Genomic DNA, 17,069 nt, shown 5'->3' on the forward strand with positions numbered 1-17,069 from the left:
CCCGGCCGTCAGTGGAGGCCGGGGAAGAGCGGGGCCGGGAAGGTCGGCCACGGAGAGCGGCCGTGCTTCTCCTTGCACTTGTCGTAGTAGTTCTTCACGACGATGACGCTGGTGCGCTCGTCGGAGATGGTGACCTTGCGCGGCCGGACCAGTGTGCGGGCAGGGCCGGTGTGGTGGCCCGTCGAGGCGCGGGTGGACTCGCTGACGCGGCAGCGGGTCAGCGTCGGGATGCCGGTGATGGTCTCCAGCCGGTGCAGGCCGGGCCTGGCGTGCGCCGGGAGCGTCAGGACGCGGTCGAAGGCGTCGTCGGTGCAGTCGACCCTGATCCGGATCTCGCCCTGGTGGCCCGCGCCCGGACCGGTGATCCGCTTGACGACCTTGAGGTCGCCGGTGGCGCGGACGAACGCGTTCGTCACGGACACGTCGGCGGTGCCCTCCTCGACGATGACGACGGTCGGCGGCTCGATGACGGGATCGTGCTCCAGGTTGACGAGCGGGTTGTCGCCGTCCTCCGGCTCGGTGATGGCGCAGGTGCTCCCGGCGCGCAGTCCGGTGAGGGTGCGGACGTGGTCGCCCGCCGCGAGGCCGCCGGGGAACGTCACGACGCGCCGCTGGTCCTCGGTGCCGGGGTCGTCGTTGGTGCAGACGACCTGGACGACGATCTCGCCCTGGAGGCCCGCCGCCTCGCCCGTGATCGTCTTGGTGAGCCGTAGCGAGCCCGCCGCGAAGCGCCGCAGGTGGGCGCCGCCCCTGACGGCGAGTTCCGTCTCCTGCGCCAGGATCAGCTTCTGCGCGGCGTCGAGATCGGGATTGGTGCCGTCGAACAGCAGCACGGTGCCGGTGAGGATCTGGGAGACCCGTTCGACGACAAAGCCCTGGACGGGGTTGGTCGTTGTGCTCCGCGCCCACAGTGTGGTGCCGGGGCTCACCTCGGCGCCGTCCAGGAGCCGGTTGCCGCCCTGGGCGTCGGTGAACACCTCGACGCCGCCGCTCGTGCGCAGCACCCCCGAGACGGTGCCGGACACCTGGAACGGCCCGACGATCTCGCCGGTGGACGGCGCGTCCATCTCGGTGGGCGTCACGGTCAGTTCGGGCGCCACCGGCTCGGGCCGCGGCCCGTTGGTGAGCGCGTCCGCGACGATCTGCTCGGTCAGCGCGCGGACTTCGGCGCTCGCGGCGCTCTCGGGGTCGACGACGTACCGGTCGCTGAAGAACCAGATGGCGGACTGGACGGCGGCGGCCCTGACGTCGTCGCTCGACGCCCCCGCGGGCTCGTTGGTGTTCGGGAAGTAGGTGACGAGGATGTGCTCGACGTAGCCGAGGTTCGGCACGTTCGCCTCGGTCCAGTCGCCCAGCACGTAGTTCACCCCGATCTGGGTGCTGGTCCGCAGGTCGATGCAGTAGGTGAGCCCGCTGCGCGTGGAGCCGGGGGCGGGGTCGGCGACCCTGATGAGCCCGGCGAAGCTCGTGTTGTGCGCCTCCGAGTCGTCGGGCACGACGGCGGGGTAGCCGGTCAGCGGGTCGAAGTCGGCGGGCGCGATGAAGCCCTGCACCGGAGCGCCGCTCTCGATGTTCGTGATGGTCGCCTCGGTGAGCAGGCCGACCCCGGCGGGGGCGCTGCCCACCGGGTTGATCTCCGCGAACGCCGTCGTGGCGACGGTCAGCGAGAGCAGCGCGCCCGTGACGCCGCCGAGCACCAGGCGGCGGGACCGGCCTGTGCCCGACCGGGCCGGGGACGGGCGCTTTTCACCTCCCGACTTCGTCGGGAGCGCCCGCCCCCGGCCTGTGCTCGACTGGGCGCGGGGCGGTGGATCTCCCGCCAGGCGGCGGGCGGCTCTCGCCACGGTCGCCGACAGTCGGCGCGCGGACGCTGCGATGTGCATGGGTTCCCCTCGGTCGTAGGCCACCGCGCCGCTCGTGACCGGAGGGCGGAACCGCCGTGCGAAGGGCCGACGCGGATGCGGGTGCGCTGATTAGGCGTCATCCGCAGTGCTTTCACCCGAGCCGTTCGGAGAATCTCCCGCGCCGGTAAATGATCTTCGTGGGGCCCGATCACGCCGCCGTCGGGGCGGGCGTCACAGCCGGGCCCGGGACGGGCGGCGGCGGGTGGTGAGCAGCAGCCCGGTGACGCCGCCGATGGCCAGCCCGACGGCACCGGCGATCAGGCCCATGCCCTTCGGGTCCTGGCCGGTGAGCGCGCTGGTGCCGGACGCGGGCTTGGCCTCGGGGAGCGCCGCCGCGTGGTGGTTCCCGTGGCCGCCGCCGGGCGGGCAGGACGGCGGCGTCGTCGGCTTGCCCGGCTTCGGGGACTTCGTCGGCTGGCCGGGCTTGGTGGGCTTGCCCGACGGGCGCGGGCTCTGCGCGGGCGACGACGCCGACGGCTGGGGCGCGGGCGGCTGGGGCACGGGCGCCGCGCCGCCGTCCGACCCGCCGAGGACGATGTCGGAGCAGGAGTAGAACGCCTCGGGGCTGTCGGTGCGCTGCCAGATCGCGTAGACGAGGTGACGTCCGGTCTTGCCCGCCGGGATCCGCCCGGCCAGGTGGTAGTAGCCGCCCGTCGCGGTGGGCGACGCCGCCGTGAGGAACGGCTGGGACTCCAGGCTCGACCAGGTGAGCGGCCTGGTCGGGTCGTAGCCGTCCTTGGTGATGAACAGCTGGAAGCCGCCCCTGTGCACGGCGGTGACCCGGAAGCGGAACGTGTAGTCCGTCCCGGCCTTGAGCCGGGTCGCGGGCCAGTCGGCGCGGGCGAGGTCGAGCCCCCGGAAGGCGGGGTCGCCCGCGCTGCACAGCCGCCCGTCGGGGATGATCTGGCGGTGCCGCCCGGCCGCGTCGCCGATCCGCACCCCGTTCCAGTCGTAGAACGCCTGGGTGCCGCCGGCCGCGACGGCCGCGCGACAGGCCGCCGAACTCGGGCTCTCCGGGTTCTCCTGGTAGCAGGCGATCACCCGGCTCAGCGGGTACTCCATGGAGCCGTGCGCGCCCGCGGGCGACGACGGGAGCAGCGCCAGCGGGGCGGCCGTGGCGACGGCCGCCGCCGCCCTGAGGAGGGTCTTGCCGTGCCTGTGCATCCGGACCTCCGAAAGGGGGTGGGGGTTTCCGACACCCCGGATGCTAGGCAGTGGGAAAGGCCGCGAAAAAGCCTTTCAGAGGGTCTTAAGGAAGGCATCAGCGGGTGCTAACAAGCGCCGTTCTCGGTCCACTGTTGAATTGTTCCGGAAGGGAAACTTAAGTCTTCCCTAAGGCCGTTCTCGGAGCCGCTGCGCGCACCGCGGCGCGACCACCGCGCGCCCCTGCGCCCGGACCGGTGGACGGCGCGGCGCGGCGCCGCCCTGGGCGCGGTGCGCAGCCACACCTCGATCTGCGCGCCGCCCAGCATCGACCTGCCGACCCGCAGGGAGCCCCCGGTCGACTCCGCGAGACGGCGGGCGATGTCGAGGCCGAGCCCGGTGGAGCCGCCGCCGCTCGCGCCCCTGCGCAGCGCGTCGCCCGGCTCGGCGATGCCCGGACCCGCGTCGCCCACCAGCAGGCCGGTGGCCTGCTCACCCCGGTGCAGGCTGAGCTGGAAGGCGGTGCCGTGCGGGGTGTGCCTAAAGACGTTGCCGAGTAGCGCGTCCACCACCGCCGACAGCTCGGCCGCCGGGATCGGCACCGGCGCGTGGTCGTCCGGCGCGACGAGATCCCACGGGCGCTCCTGGTCCTCCGCGAGCGCCGACCAGAACTCCAACCGCCTTTTGACCACGGTGACGGCGTCGCACGACCGGACCGCGGGCCGCTCCCCGTCCATCCCGCGCGCCGTCGCGATGATCTCGCTGACCGCGTCCTCCAGCCTGCCGAGCGCCTCCCGGCTCTGCGCGAGCCGGGCCGGATCGCCGGGGTGCGCGGCCATGCCGTCGAGGTTGACGCGCAGCGCGGTGAGCGGGGTGCGCAGCCGGTGCGACAGATCCGCCCCCGCCTCCCGCTCGGCGGCCAGCAGCCGCGCGAGCTCGCCGACCATGTGGTTGAACGCCTCGCCCGCGGCCCTCAGCTCGCGCGGGCCGCCCGGCACCGTGCGCGCCGTGAGATCGCCGCCCGCGACCCGGTTCAGCGCCCTGGCGAGCCGATCGGTGGCGCTGACCACGCGCAGCGCCAGCCTGTCGGCCATCGCCACCGACACTCCGACCAGTGCCAGCGCGACCAGCGCGAGGATCGTCCAGGACTTCGCCACCCCCCGGGTGAGCTCGGCGGACGAGGCGAACACCTCGACCACGGCGGTGCGCTCGGCGTCGAGCACGACGGGGCGCAGCAGGACCCTGCCGCCCGGCGCGTCCGCGAAGAAGGCGCGCTTGAGCCGGTGCGCCCGCGCGAGATCGGCGGGCGGCGCGTGCGGCACCCCGAGCGCCTCGCCCGTGGGCAGGTGCAGCGCCATGACGCCCGCCGCGCCCGCCGGGATCGACCCGAGCGCCGCCGCGAGCTGGGCCGGATCCGACGTCACCGTGAGCACGGGCACCAGCGAGGACGCCTGGCGCTCGGCGTTCGTGAGCGCGCGTTCGCGCGCCATCTGGCCGTTGAGCAGACCCAGCGGGAGGACGAACGACAGCGCGACCATCGCCGTCACCGCCGTGGCCACCCGGGCCAGCGCTCCCCTCATGTGCCACCTCCCCCCGGCCTTTGTGCGTGCCTCGACCGCCGGTCGTGCGCCGTTCGCCCGACCCGTTCGCCGCGACGCTACCCGAATTCCCGAACCGCCGCCCGAGCGCCTGTGGATAACTTTTTCTGGGCGTCTGTATGCGCATTTTTCGGGATGTCGCACGCGGGCGCGCGGGGCCATAATGAGCCGCATGCGGGTAAGGCTTGGATTTCTCGCGGTGTGGACCGCGACGACGGCCGCGGGCGTCGGCATCACGTGGGTCGGCGTCGGCGACGCGCTGCGCGGCACGGCGTGGGCCGTCCCGGACGTGGCGGCCCAGGTGCCCGTGCTCCAGGGACGGCCGCCGAGCCTGGAGCCCACCGGCACGCCCACCCACACCGCCGAGGAGCGCCCCGCGACGGGCGTCGCCGGGACGTCGCCGTCGCCGACCCGGCCGCCCTCGACGTCCGGCACCACGGCGCCGTCCACCGGGAAGCCCGCGCAGCCGAAGCCGTCGCCGGCGCCGTCGAGCGCCCCGGCCGAGACGGGCGCCGTGCGGACGTACGTCGTCGTCTCCGGGAGCGTCGTGCTTTCCCTCGGGAAGGAGTCCGCGCGCCTGGTGTCCGCGACGCCCGACAACGGGTTCGAGGTGAAGGTGTGGGAGCAGACCGCTTGGCTGCGTGTCGACCTCACCGACGGGGTGCACGGCTCGGCGGTCTTCGCGAGGTGGAACGGGCACCCTCCGCTGGTGGAGGTGTACGAGTACTAGCTCACTCGGGGGCGGTGAGCATCACGCCGACGCCCCTGACGGTGTGCAGGTAGCGCGGGGCGGCGGCGCGCTCCCCGAGCTTGCGGCGCAGCCACGACAGGTGCACGTCGATCGTCTGGTCGTCGCCGCCGGGCTGCCGCCAGACCTCCGCGAGCAGCTCCTGCCGCCGCACGACCCTGCCCGCGTGCCGGGCGAGGTGCGCGAGCAGGTCGAACTCCTTGCGGGAGAGCTGGAGCGGCCTGCCTTCGAGGGTCGCCTCCCTGCGGTCCACGTCCACCCGTAGGGCGCCGACCGTGAGGGTCTCGCTGCGCGTGGCCGTCCGGGTCCGGCGCAGGACCGCCTCGATGCGCGCGTGCAGGTGGCCCGCCGAGAAGGGCTTGGTGAGGTAGTCGTCGGCGCCCGAGCCGAGCAGCCGGATGATCTCCTGCTCGCCGTCGCGCGCCGTCGCCACGATGACGGGCACGTCGGACACGGCGCGCAGCATCTTCAGCGCCTCGCCGCCGTCGAGGTCGGGCAGGCCCAGGTCGAGCACGACCACATCGGGGCCGCCCGCGGCGACCTCGCGCAGCGCGTCGAGCGCGCGGCCCGCCCCGCTCACGACATGGCCGAACAGGCGCAGCTCCCGCAGCAGCGCCTGCCTCACGTGGGCGTCGTCCTCGACGAGAAGAACCGTGGCCATCATCGGGACAATAGAGCATCTTTCTCCCGAAGACCGGCCGATCAGGGTGTCCGTCGAGGCCGGACGACCCGGCACCGCCCCCATGCCGACGGACGGGCTTCGCGACCGCCTGGGCGAGCCCTCAGGGGATTTCCGCGCACGGCCGGTTGTGTCAGCCTGATGGCGTGTTTCGGCGGGGGCTACCAGCCGACGGCTACCAGGAGCCACTGGGGAGAGCCGTGGGAGACGAACGAGGACTGGTTCGCGTGGTCGTCGTACGGGAAGCCGTAGGACAGCCCGCCGAGGGAGTTCTCGTGCCAGAACCTCGCGTAGTGGTTGGCCGGAGCGGCCTTGTAGTAGGACGCCGGGTCAAGCTGGGTCGCCTCAGGTTTGCCCGCGACGTGTCGGTTGAGTGCCGCGCACAGGGCGGCCTTCTCGGCGAGTGGGCCAGCGCAGCCGACGACCTCCGCTGTGGTCGCCTTGACGCCATGCTTGGCGGCGTAAGCGGTGAAGTAGTCTTCGGCGGCGCCGCCGGGCTGGAAGGCGGGCGCGGTGCGCGGCGCGACGATCCGGTGCGGGGCCTCGACGCGGGCGAGGTCCTTGAACGGCTCGGGAACCGCGTCGGCGAAGCGCTGGAACGTCGCCTCGCGGGACTCGGCGAACGTCGCGCGGTCCTCGCCGACCTCGACGTCGTAGCCGTCGTGCGAGCGCAGCCGCATCGCCAGCTTGAGCGCGAACGCGTCCACCCGCGTCGTGTTGCCGTGGAAGACGTCGGGGCCGACGGTGAACTCGATGAAGTCGTTGTAGGGGCTGTCCGGGGAGCCCAGGTGGAAGTACATGCGGCCGGAGGAGTTCGCGGGCATGTCGAGGTACTGCTGCTCCGCGATCGAGTGGACCTGGTCGTTGAAGCGCCAGAAGACCTTGTCGTCCGGGTACTTCCCGTTGGTCCGGTTGAGCACCTTGACGGTGAGCACGTTCTGGGCGGCGGGGATGTCGGCCGTCTCGCCCCAGAAGTCGGCGGGCGCCGCCTCCCCGCCGGGTGTCCGGACCGGCTCGGGCGACGCCGAGCAGGCGGCCGCGGAGCAGGCGAGGAGGGTGGCGAGGAACGCGTACAGGGCACGCCGTGCGCCGCTGCCGAAGGTCATGGGGCTCCCGGGGTCGGCCTGCGCCGGGCGGCCGCCGACGCCGGGTGACCGGAGCGGCGCCGCCCAAAGGATCTTTTTGACCCTACTGGACTCCACACCCCGATCCGTCACAGAACGGCCGGTCGTGCCGCGCCCTCCGGGCGATTCGCCATAGAAGACCCATAGTGCGATAAACCGGGAGAAAGCCGCTCACCTCTGGCGCGAACCCGAAATCCGGGCGCGCGGGCGAAAGGCGGGAGACATTCTTTGACGGCCCGTGGAATTCCCGTCCCGGGGCCGGTCCCCGAATCAAATGATCAAGAAGAACACCTGCTCAGCGCCATTTTTGATCTTGTTAGGCACGCGCCTCCCGGGCTGCTCGGACACCCCGCGAGAAGGCGGGTATGGAAATCTCGGTGTGTTTCTCGCCGTCCCGTGCCCGTCCTGCGGCTAGCCTTTCCCGAGATCAAGGAGCATCCAGGGCACGGCCATTCCCCAGGGGTCGCGCGTACGGTTGTTCATTTCTCGAAGAAAGGCGGCGGGGCCGAGTGAATCCCTTCGGGTGCGCGATGCTCGTGCTGAGCGTTGATCCCTACGGCCCGGATTCCCGGCTCGGCCCCGCCCGCCCGTGGGCCGGTGAGCCCGCGCCCGTCGTGGGACGGCGGAACCTTCCCCCCGCCGTCCCCGGACCGCGTCACGCTCCCGTGGAGCACCCGGCCGCCCCTCTGGCTCTCCGCTGACGCGTCCCATCCCGGCGGCGTGACGAGGGTGCCGTCACGCCGCTGCCCCCACCCCGGGGTTTCGGACACTTTCGGACAGTGGGACGGTGATCACTCGCGTTAGGGCGCGGCTGAATTCCCCTTCGGAACCGCCCGTGCAGGGCCTACCATCGCGGCGAGGAGCGAAAAGGGAAAAGAACCGAGAAAAGGGGAAAGCGTGAGCGGCGAGGCACCGGACACCCAGCCACGGTATGAGATAGACACCACGGTCGCGCATTCCGCGCGCATCTGGAACTACTGGATGGGCGGCAAGGACAACTTCGAGGTGGACCGCCAGGTGGCCGCCGAGCACGCCGCGAAGTTCCCCGGGATCGTCGACGTGGCCCGCCAGGTGCGCGCGTTCCTTGTCAGGTCGGTGACGTATCTGGCGCGCGACGAGGGCATCCGGCAGTTCCTGGACATCGGCACCGGGCTGCCCACCGCGAACAACACGCACGAGGTGGCCCAGGGCGTCGCCCCCGAGTGCCGTGTCGTCTACGTGGACAACGACCCGCTCGTCCTCGTGCACGCCAAGGCGCTGCTCACGGGGACGCGCGAGGGCGCCACCGACTACATCGAAGCCGACGTCCGGGAGCCGGAGCGGATCCTTGAGGAGGCGGCCCGCACCCTGGACTTCAGTAAGCCGATCGGGCTGATGATGCTGGGCGTCCTCGGTCAGATCCCGGACTCCGACGACCCTTGGGGCATCGTCAGGACGCTCGTCGCCGCACTGCCTCCGGGCAGCTTCGTCGTCATCGAGGACGGCGTGGACACCGACGTCGCGCAGAACGACGCGATAGGCGACTACAACGAGAACCCCGACTCGACCGCCAGCTACCACCTGCGCAGCATCGGGGGCCTCACGTCGTACTTCGACGGCCTCCACCTCCTCGCCCCCGGCGTCGTCTCCTGCTCCCGCTGGCGCCCCGACTTCCGCGCCCTCGCCGCCCCCGAAGTCCCCGACTACGCGGGCGTAGCCCGCAAACCCTGAAAACGCCACGACATAAGGGTCGTTGACTTACCCTCCGAATCTCGGGCCGTAACACAAGGGAAACCAGCGGAATGGACGGAAACACCACTCCGTCCATTCCGCTCCCGTCGCGCGCCATTTCACGGGACGAGCGCCCGCGCCGATCCAGGCGAACAGCTTGGCCACCCGCGCACCTGGCCGGTGTGCCCCTGGATCAACGGGATACCGCGCGCTCCCGGCGTGCCGCGCCCGAACCTGTGGAAGGGTTCCCCGCGTGGGGCGGTGGGAGGTAACCGGCAGACGCGGAACGGAGGGAGTGGCCATGGACGTGGCGGAGGTGTTGGTGGACGGGTTTGAGCGGGTGAAGGAGGTGGTGCATGAGGCTGTTCGGGGGCTTTCGGCGGAGCGGTTGGCGGAGCGGCTGGATCCGGGGGCCAATTCCATTGGCTGGCTGGTGTGGCATCTGACGCGGGTGCAGGACAACCATGTCGCGGAGGTGGCGGAGCGGGAGCAGGTGTGGACGGCAGGGGGGTGGGCCGAGCGGTTCGGGTTGCCCTTCGACGTCGCGGACACGGGGTACGGGCACGGGCCTGAGGAGGTCGCGGCGGTGGTCGTGGAGGCGAAGTCCCTGCGCGGCTACTACGACGCCGTGCACAAGGAGACCCTGGCTTTCGTGCGCGGCCTGGAGCCCGCCGACCTCGGTCGGATCGTGGACAAGGGGTGGGATCCGCCCGTCAGCCTTGGTGTCCGGCTCGTCAGCGTGATCTCCGACGACCTGCAGCACGCGGGCCAGGCCGCGTTCGTGCGCGGTGTCCTCCTGCGGAGCTGAAGGCGGCGGATACGCCCAGCGCCTTGCGCTTTCTAGGGAATTGGCTGGACATGACGGGAAGTGCCCTGGACAAGCCGCTCTGTAGCGTGAGCCGGAGGGGGGAGGTGCGGCCAGTGCCTGAAGTCATGGAGTACGCCTGGGGCACCCCGTCGTGGGTCGAGCTCGAGAGCCCCGACGGGGAGGAGTCCAAGCGCTTCTACGCGGAGCTGTTCGGGTGGGGCTCCTACGTCTTGACCAACGACAGGCTGGGGGACTACGACATCTTCACCCTCGATGGCCCGGACGGTCCCGAAGTGGCGGGAATGTCGCAGCTCGCCGACCCGTTCGAGGCGGCGAGCTGGATGTTCTTCTTCCAGACCCACGACCTGGAGACGGCCCTGAAACGGGCGCTGGCGGCCGGAGGCCACGTCATGCTCCCCGGGGTGGACGTCGGCGATCTGGGCCGCATGGGGACGGTTCAGGACCCGGAGGGCCTGGAGTTCGGCCTGTGGCAGCCGTACCGGCACCAGGGCGCGGCGCTGGTCGACGAGCCGGGCGCGCTGAGCTGGATCGAGCTGTCCACCGGCGACTTGGAGGCCGCGGGCCGCTTCTACCTGCACGCGCTGGACTGGACGTTCGCCAGCCTCGCCCGCGACGACCTGGGCGACCGGCTCGTGTGGGCGGCGGACGACGCCCCGGTGGCCAGCGCCGTCGCCGGGGCGGGGCCGCCGCGCTGGATCCCGTACTTCGCCGTCGCGGACTGCGACGCGGCGGCCGAGCGCGCCGTCGCGGCGGGCGCGAGCACGCTGGCGCCGCCCGCCGACCTGCCGTCCGGCCGCGCCTGCGCCATCGTCGACCCGCACGGCGCCCACCTGACCCTGGTGGCCCGACCGGGCTGATCGGGGCCGGATCAGCCCGTCGCGGGCTCGAAGTCGAGCTTCTCCCGGACGCCGCAGTCCGGGCAGCACCAGTCGTCGGGAACGGCGTTCCAGGGGGTGCCCGCGGGGAAGCCCTCACGAGGCTCGCCCGTGGACTCGTCGTACCGGTACTCGCAGACGGGGCAGACGTAGACCATGCCTCCACCGTGGCATGGGACGTACGACGTAAACAAGAGGTGTGGCGTACGTTCGGCGCGCCGCGCGGGCGCGTGCCGCTGCTACGGTGCTGGTTCGTCAGGGCGCGAGCGGTGGGGAGAGGGGTGGGATGGCCCGCAAGGGGGGAACGCCGGAGGAACGTCCGGCGCTGACCCGGGATCTCATCGTCGCCACCGCCCTCGCCCTCGTCGAGCGGGACGGCGCCAAGGCCCTGTCGATGCGCAGGATCGCCGCCGAGCTGGGCGCGGGGACGATGTCCCTGTACAACCACGTCCCCGACCGCGACAGCCTCGTCGAGGCCATGGCCCGCGAGGTGTTCGCCGGGCTCGACGTGCCGCCTCCCGCGCCGGGAACCGACTGGAAGGAGACCGCGCGGGCTCTGGTGGCCGCCTTCGGGGTCGCCGCGCGACGTCACCCACGCAGCATGTACCTGGTGCTCACCAGCCGGGTCGGTCTTGAGGTGCCGTGGCGGACGGCGGAGGGGGCACTGGCCGTCCTCGTCGGGGAGGGTTTCGACGGGGCGACGTCCGTGCGGGTCCTGCGCGCGCTCATGTCGTTCGCCATCGGCGCCCAGATGATGGTCGAGGGGGCCCTGAAGATGCCCGACGAGCCCGAGGCCGCCGCGCACTTCCGCGCCCTCGGGATTCCGGAGGGGCTGCTCTGCCCGGACCTGGAGGGGGACTTCGCCATCGGCCTCGAACTCCTCCTGTCCGCCTTGGACCGCCTCCCCCGGACCCGTCCCTAAGGCCGCTCAGGGGGGCGCCGGGAGGCGAGCTCCTCGACGGCCGACACGAACAGGTCGAGGCCGAACTCGAAGTCCGTGTCGAAGCCGGTGTCCAGCAGCTCGTCCGGCAGGGAGACGACGTGCGGGAAACGGGCCGAGCCGAGGCCGCGCAGGGTCTCGGCGGGGTCGTCGTGCTCGCGGGCCAGCATCCGGCCCATGCCCACCTCGCGCAGTTGCGAGCCGAGCGCGTAGGCCATGAGCGAGTGGGTCACCGCGATCGCCGTCCGCGCGTCGAGGCCCGCCCTGACGCCCAGGGCCAGCGCCCGTTCGATCGCGCGCATCCGCACCGGGATGCGGGCGCGGCTCTCCAGCACGAGCGCGAGGCTGCGGGGGTACTCCCGCGCGATGGAGCGGAACGAGCGGATGAGCGCGCGCGCTTCGTCCTTCCAGTCATCGGAGTCCACCTCGGGCACGTCGAGGGTGGCCATGACGTAGTCGGCCATCCGCTCGATGAGCTCTTCTTTGCTCGCGACGTGCCGGTACATCGCCATCGCGCTGACGCCGAGCTCGTCGCCCACCGCCCGCATGGACAGCGCGTCGGGGCCGTCCCGCTCGACCAGCTCCACGGCGGTGTGCACGATCAGCTCGGGGGTCAGCACCACACGCATCACCCGTTGCGGCGCCTTGCGCGGCATCGCCAGCCTCCCGCTTCCGCACTTCCGCTTACGTCCCCTCACCCTACGCGCCGGGCGTGGACGGGTCAGGCGGAGCGGTTGAGCCAGCCGAGGATGAGGGCGGCGCCGCGGTCGGCGCTGGCGGCGCGGCGCCGGGCGCGGCGGCTGCGCGGCAGCGCGCGGACCCGGGTCCGGTGCCAGAAGGTGTCGCCCATCGCGGCGTAGCGGGCGCCGAGGGCGAGGCGCTCGGCGGCGTCGGCGAGCTCGGTGAGCGCGCGCCGCTCGGCGAGGAGGGTGGGCGCGGTCAGGGCGAGCGCCAGCAGGGTCTCCACCTCTGTCACCTGGGTGCCGAGCCACAGCAGCGAGTCGCCTCCCGTCCCCGGTTCCTTGGCCGTCACCCAGTCCTCCGCGCGGTCGCCGTGATCGGACGCGCTGCCCTTCCTTTCATGGTGCATCGTGGAGCCCCCTTCCGTCCCGTGGTTTTCCGCCGCGGCTCAGCCGAGGGGCCCCGCCCCCTTGCGCCGCCGGATCAGCACCGTGGTGACGGCCCGGTGCTCGACCTCGGACACCTCCAGGTCCCAGTCCTCGGCCCGCACGACGTCGCCGGGCTCGTCGGGGATGTGGCCGAGCAGGGCGAGCACGAGGCCCGCGACCGTCGTGTAGTCGCCCCGGTCGGGTGTGGTCAGGGTGACGCCGATGTCGGGCAGGTCGTGCAGCGGGAACAAGCCGGGCACGACAAGGGTCCCGTCGGCCTCGGTCTGTACGGCGAGGACGTCCCTGTCGTGCTCGTCGTAGATCTCGCCCACGATCTCCTCAAGCAGGTCCTCCAGGGTGACGATGCCCGCGACGGTCCCGTATTCGTCGATGACGAGCGCGAACTGCTGCCGCTCGGCCTTGAACCTGCGCAGTGCGGCGGCCACCTTGAGGCTCTCGGGGAACGTCATGGCGGGACGGCAGGCTTCCGCGACGGGGAGGGCGTCGTCGGTGCCGATGAGTTCGCGGAGGTTGACGACGCCGACCACGTCGTCCACGTGCCGGGCCGCCATGACGGGCGCCCGGGAGTGGCCGGATGCGGCCAGCGCGCCGCGCGCCTCGGCGACGGGCAGGTCGGCGGCCAGCATGAAGACCTGTCGGCGCGGCCGCAGCACCGACCGCAGCGTGCGCTCGTTGATCTCCAGCGCGCCGGTGATGATGGTGCGCTGGTCGACGGTGAGCCCGCGCTGTCCGGCGACGAGCTCGCGCAGCTCCTCGGCGCCGAGCTGCTCCTTTGCCGCGTTGGGGTCGCCGCCGAAGACCCGCACGACGAGGTCGGTGGTCTTGCCGAGCGCCCACACGGCGGGCCGGGTGACGGTGGAGAGCAGGTCGAGCGGCCGGGCGACGAGCAGCGCCCACCCTTCGGCCCGCTGCATCGCGAGCCGCTTGGGCGCGAGCTCGCCGAGCACGAGGGTGAAGAACGCGAGGACGAGCGTGACGAGCGCGATGGCGGCTGCGTCGGCCGCGCCGCCGAGGAACCCGAGCGGCTCGACCAGCGGCCGCGAGAGCGACACGGCGGCCGTCGCGGAGGCGAGGAACCCGGCGAGGGTGATGCCGATCTGGATGGTCGCGAGGAAGCGGTTGGGGTCGCGGGCGAGCCTGACGAGCGCCGCCGCGCCGCGTCCGCTGCGCCGTTCCAGGCGGCGTAGCTGTCCTTCGCGCAGGGAGACGAGCGCTATCTCGCTCCCGGCGAAGACGGCGTTCAGGCCGATGAGGACGAGGACGAGCAGGATGTTCCCTGTGACGGCGTCCAACTGTGTGCTGCTCCTTATTCCCCACCCGGGGCCCCGCACCCCCGGGCGTGTCCCTTCCGGCGCCTTCCGGTGCCGTTGGAACGATCAACTACATTTGTAGCAGTATGCGGGTTCGGGGGCCAGGCGCCCCGCGCCGCACGGCACAACCCCCACAAAACTGTGGGAATACCCCAGATCTCCCGATGTTGCACCCGGCATGGCTGTGACGGAACTCAGGCTCGTGGTGACGGCGGCGGACTACGAGGAGGCGGTGGCGTTCTACCGGGACGTCCTGGGCCTCACCGAGCGCGGGGCGTTCTCCAGCGACGGAGGGCGCGTGACGATCCTGGAGGCGGGCCGGGCGACGCTGGAGATCACTGATCCCGCGCACGCCGCCTTCATCGACGAGGTCGAGGTCGGCCAACGCGTCGCGGGGCACATCAGGGTGGCGTTCGAGGTGCCCGACTCCGCTGAGACCGCCCCCGTCCTCGTGGAAGCGGGCGCACGGGAGATCGCCTCCCCCAGGCCGACCCCGTGGAACTCGCTGAACGCGCGGCTGGAGGGTCCGGCGGGCCTTCAACTCACCCTCTTCTCCGACCTGCCTGACGGCGAGTAGGAGACGCTCACCCTGGACGGGCCCGCCTCAGGTGACGGGCGAGGAACCCGCCCGTCGGGCTGACCGGATCGGCCGCGACGGCGTCCGGCGGCCCCGAGGCGACGATCCTGCCTCCGTGCGGGCCCGCCCCCGGCCCGAGGTCCACCACCCGGTCGGCGTTCGCCACGAGGTCGAGGTCGTGGTCGATCACCAGGACCGTCGCGCCCGCCGCGAGCAGGCCGTCCAGGGCGTGCAGCAGCGTGCGCACGTCGCGCGGGTGCAGGCCGATCGACGGCTCGTCGAAGACGAACAGGGCGCCCTCCTGGTCGGTGCGCAGCGCCTCGGCCAGCCTGAGCCGCTGCGCCTCCCCGCCGGACAGCGCGGGCGTCGGCTCGCCGAGCGTGAGGTAGCCGAGCCCGACGGCCTGGAGGGCGGTGAGCCGCGTGGCGACGGCGGGCCGGTCCGCGAACGCCTCGGCCGCCTCGTCGACGGTGAGCCGCAGGACGTCGGCGATGGTCCGACCGTCCACCCGCACGCCGAGCGTCTGCGGGTTGTACCGGCCGCCGTCGCAGTCGGGGCAGCGGATCGTGAGGTCGGGCAGGTACTGGATGTCCAGCGAGAGCTCGCCCAGGCCCTCGCAGCGGTGGCACTGGCCGTCCTTGGTGTTGTAGGAGAAGTGGCCCGGTTTCCAGCCGCGACGGGCCGCCTCAGGCGCCGCGGCGAACAGTTGGCGGACGGGGTCGAGCACGCCGGAGTAGGTCGCGGGCGTCGAGCGGGCGTTCTTGCCGATCGGCGTCGCGTCGATCTCGACGAGCCGGGTGACGCCCTCGGCCTCCAGGCGGTCCACGTGCGCCGGTAGCGGCCGCCCGGCCAGACGACGGCGCAGCGCGGGCACGAGGCTGTCCAGGACGAGCGCCGTCTTGCCCGAGCCGGAGACGCCCGTCACGAGGGTGAGGCGGCGCAGCGGGAACCGTGCGGTGACGTCGCACAGGTTGTACAGGCGGCTCACGGTGACCGACAGCACGCCGTCGTCCTCGTCGGGCCGCCGCGCGCGCACGACGGGATCGGCCTTCCCGGAGAGGAACGGCCCCGTGACGGACGCCGGGTCGTCGGCCAACTGGGCGGGCGTGCCCTGCGCGGTGACGGTGCCGCCGAGCCGTCCCGCGCCGGGGCCCATCTCGATCAGGTGGTCGGCGGCCCGCAGCAGGTCGACGTCATGGTCCACGACGACGACGGAGTTCCCGTTGTCAGCCAGGACCCCTACCAGCGCGCGCACTCCTTCGACGTTCGCGGGATGCAGGCCCACCGAGGGCTCATCGAGGACGTAGAGCAGGCCCGTCGAACGCTCCCGTACCGTCCGGGCGAGTTGGACGCGCTGCCTTTCACCCGTCGAGAGGGAGCCGCCCGCACGGTCGAGGGTGAGGTAGTCGAGGCCGAGCGCGCGCAACGGTTGGAGGGCGTCCCGGAGTTCGCCTGACAGCCGCTCGGCCAGCGCGCGCACGGGCTCGGGGAGCCTTCCCGGCAGGTCGGCGGCGACCGCGTCGAGCGTCTCCAGGTCGTCGGAGGTGACCTCGGCGATGTCGCGCCCGTCCAGGTGGGAGGCCAGGGCCTCCGGCCGGTACCGGGTGCCGTGGCAGGCGGGGCACGTGTGGGTGGTGAAGAATCGGCTTAGCCTGCTGCGGGTCGTCTCGCTGCCGCTGCTTCCGGCCTGCGTGACGGCCGCGACGGCGTTCTCGTACGTCATGTTCAGGGTGAACGCCCTGCCCTTGCGGGACGGAAGGGTGACTTCGTGCTGCTCGGCCGGGCCGTGCAGGACGATGTCCTTCTCCCGCTCCGACAGCTCCGCGTAGGGCACGTCGATCCGGACGCCCATCTCGGCCGCCACCTGCGGCATGTAGCTACGGCCCGCGCTGTTCCAAGGCAGGACCGCGCCCTCCGCGAGGGTCTTGGCGGGATCGGGGACGAGCGAGTCCTCGTCCACCTCGTCGCGGGTGCCCAGGCCGTGGCACACAGGGCAGGCGCCCAGGGAGTTGAACGCGAAGGACTCGGCGCCCGGAAGCCGGAACCTTTACGTCGCACACCACGCAGCGCGTCCACTCGTCGGCGGCGGCCGCCAGGGAGGGGGGATTGCGGTGGCCGTTGGTGCACACGTGCGCCCCGAGCCGGGAGAACATCAGCCGCACGACGCTGAGCGCCTCGCTCATCGTGCCGACCGTGCCGTGCCTGCCCGGCACCGGGGGACGCTGGCGGAGGGCGAGCGCGGCGGGCAGGAACTCCACCCGGTCCACGTCGGGCTTCGCCGCCTGTTCGATCCTGCGGCGGGTGAAGGTGCTCAACCCGTCCAGGAACCGCCGCGACCCCTCCGCGTACAGCACCCCCATGGCCAGTGACGACTTGCCCGATCCGGAGAGCCCGGTGATCCCGACGACCCGCCACAGCGGCACCTCGACGTCCACATCCCGCAGGTTGTGCACGCGAGCGCCGAGCACCCGGATCGCCTCCGGCCCCCGCTCCCCCACGCCC

Annotated in this window: 17 protein-coding genes; 6 read left to right on the top strand and 11 right to left on the bottom strand. The window is 72.5% G+C overall.

Going from position 1 to position 17,069, the window contains the following annotated elements; genetic code table 11:
- Positions 1–8 precede the first annotated feature (8 nt).
- The 3 genes from LO762_RS26255 to LO762_RS26265 form a co-directional block, all read right to left on the bottom strand.
- Positions 9–1,883: a thioester domain-containing protein gene (locus LO762_RS26255; RefSeq protein ID WP_230618686.1), complete on the bottom strand. Its 1,875-nt coding sequence runs from the start codon at positions 1,881–1,883 to the stop codon at positions 9–11.
- A 192-nt stretch (positions 1,884–2,075) separates the two neighbouring features.
- Positions 2,076–3,068: a lytic polysaccharide monooxygenase gene (locus LO762_RS33220; protein ID WP_304523709.1), complete on the bottom strand. Its 993-nt coding sequence runs from the start codon at positions 3,066–3,068 to the stop codon at positions 2,076–2,078.
- Between the two features lie 107 nt (positions 3,069–3,175).
- The gene (locus LO762_RS26265) at positions 3,176–4,627 is read right to left on the bottom strand and encodes a HAMP domain-containing sensor histidine kinase (RefSeq protein ID WP_230618687.1); all 1,452 of its coding nucleotides are present in this window, start codon (positions 4,625–4,627) and stop codon (positions 3,176–3,178) included.
- Between the two features lie 190 nt (positions 4,628–4,817).
- Between LO762_RS26265 and LO762_RS26270 the strand changes: the two genes are divergently transcribed.
- The gene (locus tag LO762_RS26270; RefSeq protein WP_230618688.1) at positions 4,818–5,375 is read left to right on the top strand and encodes a hypothetical protein; all 558 of its coding nucleotides are present in this window, start codon (positions 4,818–4,820) and stop codon (positions 5,373–5,375) included.
- A gap of 1 nt (position 5,376) precedes the next feature.
- On the opposite strand, the gene LO762_RS26275 is transcribed toward LO762_RS26270, so the two are convergent.
- Both LO762_RS26275 and LO762_RS26280 read right to left on the bottom strand, forming a co-directional pair.
- Positions 5,377–6,054, bottom strand: coding sequence for a response regulator transcription factor (locus LO762_RS26275; RefSeq protein ID WP_230618689.1), 678 nt, complete (start codon positions 6,052–6,054; stop codon positions 5,377–5,379).
- A gap of 179 nt (positions 6,055–6,233) precedes the next feature.
- Complete coding sequence (locus LO762_RS26280) at positions 6,234–7,178, bottom strand: glycoside hydrolase family 64 protein (protein ID WP_230618690.1); 945 nt, start codon at positions 7,176–7,178, stop codon at positions 6,234–6,236.
- Between the two features lie 915 nt (positions 7,179–8,093).
- Between LO762_RS26280 and LO762_RS26285 the strand changes: the two genes are divergently transcribed.
- The 3 genes from LO762_RS26285 (at position 8,094) to LO762_RS26295 (ending at position 10,592) form a co-directional block, all read left to right on the top strand.
- The gene (locus LO762_RS26285) at positions 8,094–8,906 is read left to right on the top strand and encodes an SAM-dependent methyltransferase (RefSeq protein WP_230618691.1); all 813 of its coding nucleotides are present in this window, start codon (positions 8,094–8,096) and stop codon (positions 8,904–8,906) included.
- A gap of 301 nt (positions 8,907–9,207) precedes the next feature.
- Positions 9,208–9,714 carry a DUF664 domain-containing protein gene (locus LO762_RS26290; protein ID WP_230618692.1) on the top strand — a complete coding sequence of 169 codons (507 nt, stop codon included), beginning with the start codon at positions 9,208–9,210 and terminating at the stop codon, positions 9,712–9,714.
- Between the two features lie 113 nt (positions 9,715–9,827).
- Positions 9,828–10,592, top strand: a complete 765-nt coding sequence (locus LO762_RS26295; RefSeq protein ID WP_230618693.1) for a VOC family protein — start codon at positions 9,828–9,830, stop codon at positions 10,590–10,592.
- Positions 10,593–10,603: 11 nt separating this feature from the next.
- Here LO762_RS26295 and LO762_RS26300 read toward each other — a convergent pair whose 3' ends face one another.
- Positions 10,604–10,768: a rubredoxin gene (locus LO762_RS26300; protein WP_230618694.1), complete on the bottom strand. Its 165-nt coding sequence runs from the start codon at positions 10,766–10,768 to the stop codon at positions 10,604–10,606.
- 128 nt (positions 10,769–10,896) lie between these two features.
- On the opposite strand from LO762_RS26300, the gene LO762_RS26305 reads away from it, so the two are divergent.
- On the top strand, positions 10,897–11,532 hold the full coding sequence (locus LO762_RS26305) for a TetR/AcrR family transcriptional regulator (RefSeq protein WP_230618695.1): 636 nt from the start codon (positions 10,897–10,899) through the stop codon (positions 11,530–11,532).
- Here the strand turns inward: LO762_RS26305 and LO762_RS26310 are convergent.
- From LO762_RS26310 to LO762_RS26320, 3 genes are all read right to left on the bottom strand, one after another.
- Positions 11,529–12,206: a TetR/AcrR family transcriptional regulator gene (locus LO762_RS26310; RefSeq protein ID WP_230618696.1), complete on the bottom strand. Its 678-nt coding sequence runs from the start codon at positions 12,204–12,206 to the stop codon at positions 11,529–11,531. The two genes, LO762_RS26305 and LO762_RS26310, sit on opposite strands and share 4 nt — an antisense overlap.
- Positions 12,207–12,271: 65 nt before the next feature.
- The gene (locus LO762_RS26315; protein WP_230618697.1) at positions 12,272–12,640 is read right to left on the bottom strand and encodes a hypothetical protein; all 369 of its coding nucleotides are present in this window, start codon (positions 12,638–12,640) and stop codon (positions 12,272–12,274) included.
- Between the two features lie 39 nt (positions 12,641–12,679).
- Complete coding sequence (locus LO762_RS26320) at positions 12,680–13,972, bottom strand: hemolysin family protein (protein WP_230618698.1); 1,293 nt, start codon at positions 13,970–13,972, stop codon at positions 12,680–12,682.
- A 196-nt stretch (positions 13,973–14,168) separates the two neighbouring features.
- Here LO762_RS26320 and LO762_RS26325 point away from each other — a divergent pair, with 196 nt between their 5' ends.
- Positions 14,169–14,567 carry a VOC family protein gene (locus LO762_RS26325; protein WP_230618699.1) on the top strand — a complete coding sequence of 133 codons (399 nt, stop codon included), beginning with the start codon at positions 14,169–14,171 and terminating at the stop codon, positions 14,565–14,567.
- A gap of 7 nt (positions 14,568–14,574) precedes the next feature.
- On the opposite strand, the gene LO762_RS26330 is transcribed toward LO762_RS26325, so the two are convergent.
- On the bottom strand, positions 14,575–16,557 hold the full coding sequence (locus tag LO762_RS26330; RefSeq protein WP_230618700.1) for an excinuclease ABC subunit UvrA: 1,983 nt from the start codon (positions 16,555–16,557) through the stop codon (positions 14,575–14,577).
- Positions 16,445–17,065 (bottom strand): hypothetical protein, encoded by a 621-nt coding sequence (locus tag LO762_RS26335; RefSeq protein WP_230618701.1) that lies wholly within the window; start codon positions 17,063–17,065, stop codon positions 16,445–16,447. The genes LO762_RS26330 and LO762_RS26335 overlap by 113 nt, the downstream gene beginning before the upstream one ends.
- Between the last annotated feature and the right edge of the window lie 4 nt (positions 17,066–17,069).

The organism is Actinocorallia sp. API 0066, from assembly GCF_020991275.1.
Taxonomy (GTDB): domain Bacteria; phylum Actinomycetota; class Actinomycetes; order Streptosporangiales; family Streptosporangiaceae; genus Actinocorallia.

Bases quoted from the DNA above. Each gene is read 5' to 3' on its own strand.
- LO762_RS26300 (WP_230618694.1), bottom strand. From the start codon at position 10,768: ATGGTCTACGTCTGCCCCGTCTGCGAGTACCGGTACGACGAGTCCACG.
- LO762_RS26290 (WP_230618692.1), top strand. From the start codon at position 9,208: ATGGACGTGGCGGAGGTGTTGGTGGACGGGTTTGAGCGGGTGAAGGAG.
- LO762_RS26275 (WP_230618689.1), bottom strand. From the start codon at position 6,054: ATGGCCACGGTTCTTCTCGTCGAGGACGACGCCCACGTGAGGCAGGCG.
- LO762_RS26325 (WP_230618699.1), top strand. From the start codon at position 14,169: ATGGCTGTGACGGAACTCAGGCTCGTGGTGACGGCGGCGGACTACGAG.
- LO762_RS26270 (WP_230618688.1), top strand. From the start codon at position 4,818: ATGCGGGTAAGGCTTGGATTTCTCGCGGTGTGGACCGCGACGACGGCC.
- LO762_RS26305 (WP_230618695.1), top strand. From the start codon at position 10,897: ATGGCCCGCAAGGGGGGAACGCCGGAGGAACGTCCGGCGCTGACCCGG.
- LO762_RS26310 (WP_230618696.1), bottom strand. From the start codon at position 12,206: ATGCCGCGCAAGGCGCCGCAACGGGTGATGCGTGTGGTGCTGACCCCC.
- LO762_RS26280 (WP_230618690.1), bottom strand. From the start codon at position 7,178: ATGACCTTCGGCAGCGGCGCACGGCGTGCCCTGTACGCGTTCCTCGCC.
- LO762_RS26265 (WP_230618687.1), bottom strand. From the start codon at position 4,627: ATGAGGGGAGCGCTGGCCCGGGTGGCCACGGCGGTGACGGCGATGGTC.
- LO762_RS26315 (WP_230618697.1), bottom strand. From the start codon at position 12,640: ATGCACCATGAAAGGAAGGGCAGCGCGTCCGATCACGGCGACCGCGCG.
- LO762_RS33220 (WP_304523709.1), bottom strand. From the start codon at position 3,068: ATGCACAGGCACGGCAAGACCCTCCTCAGGGCGGCGGCGGCCGTCGCC.
- LO762_RS26255 (WP_230618686.1), bottom strand. From the start codon at position 1,883: ATGCACATCGCAGCGTCCGCGCGCCGACTGTCGGCGACCGTGGCGAGA.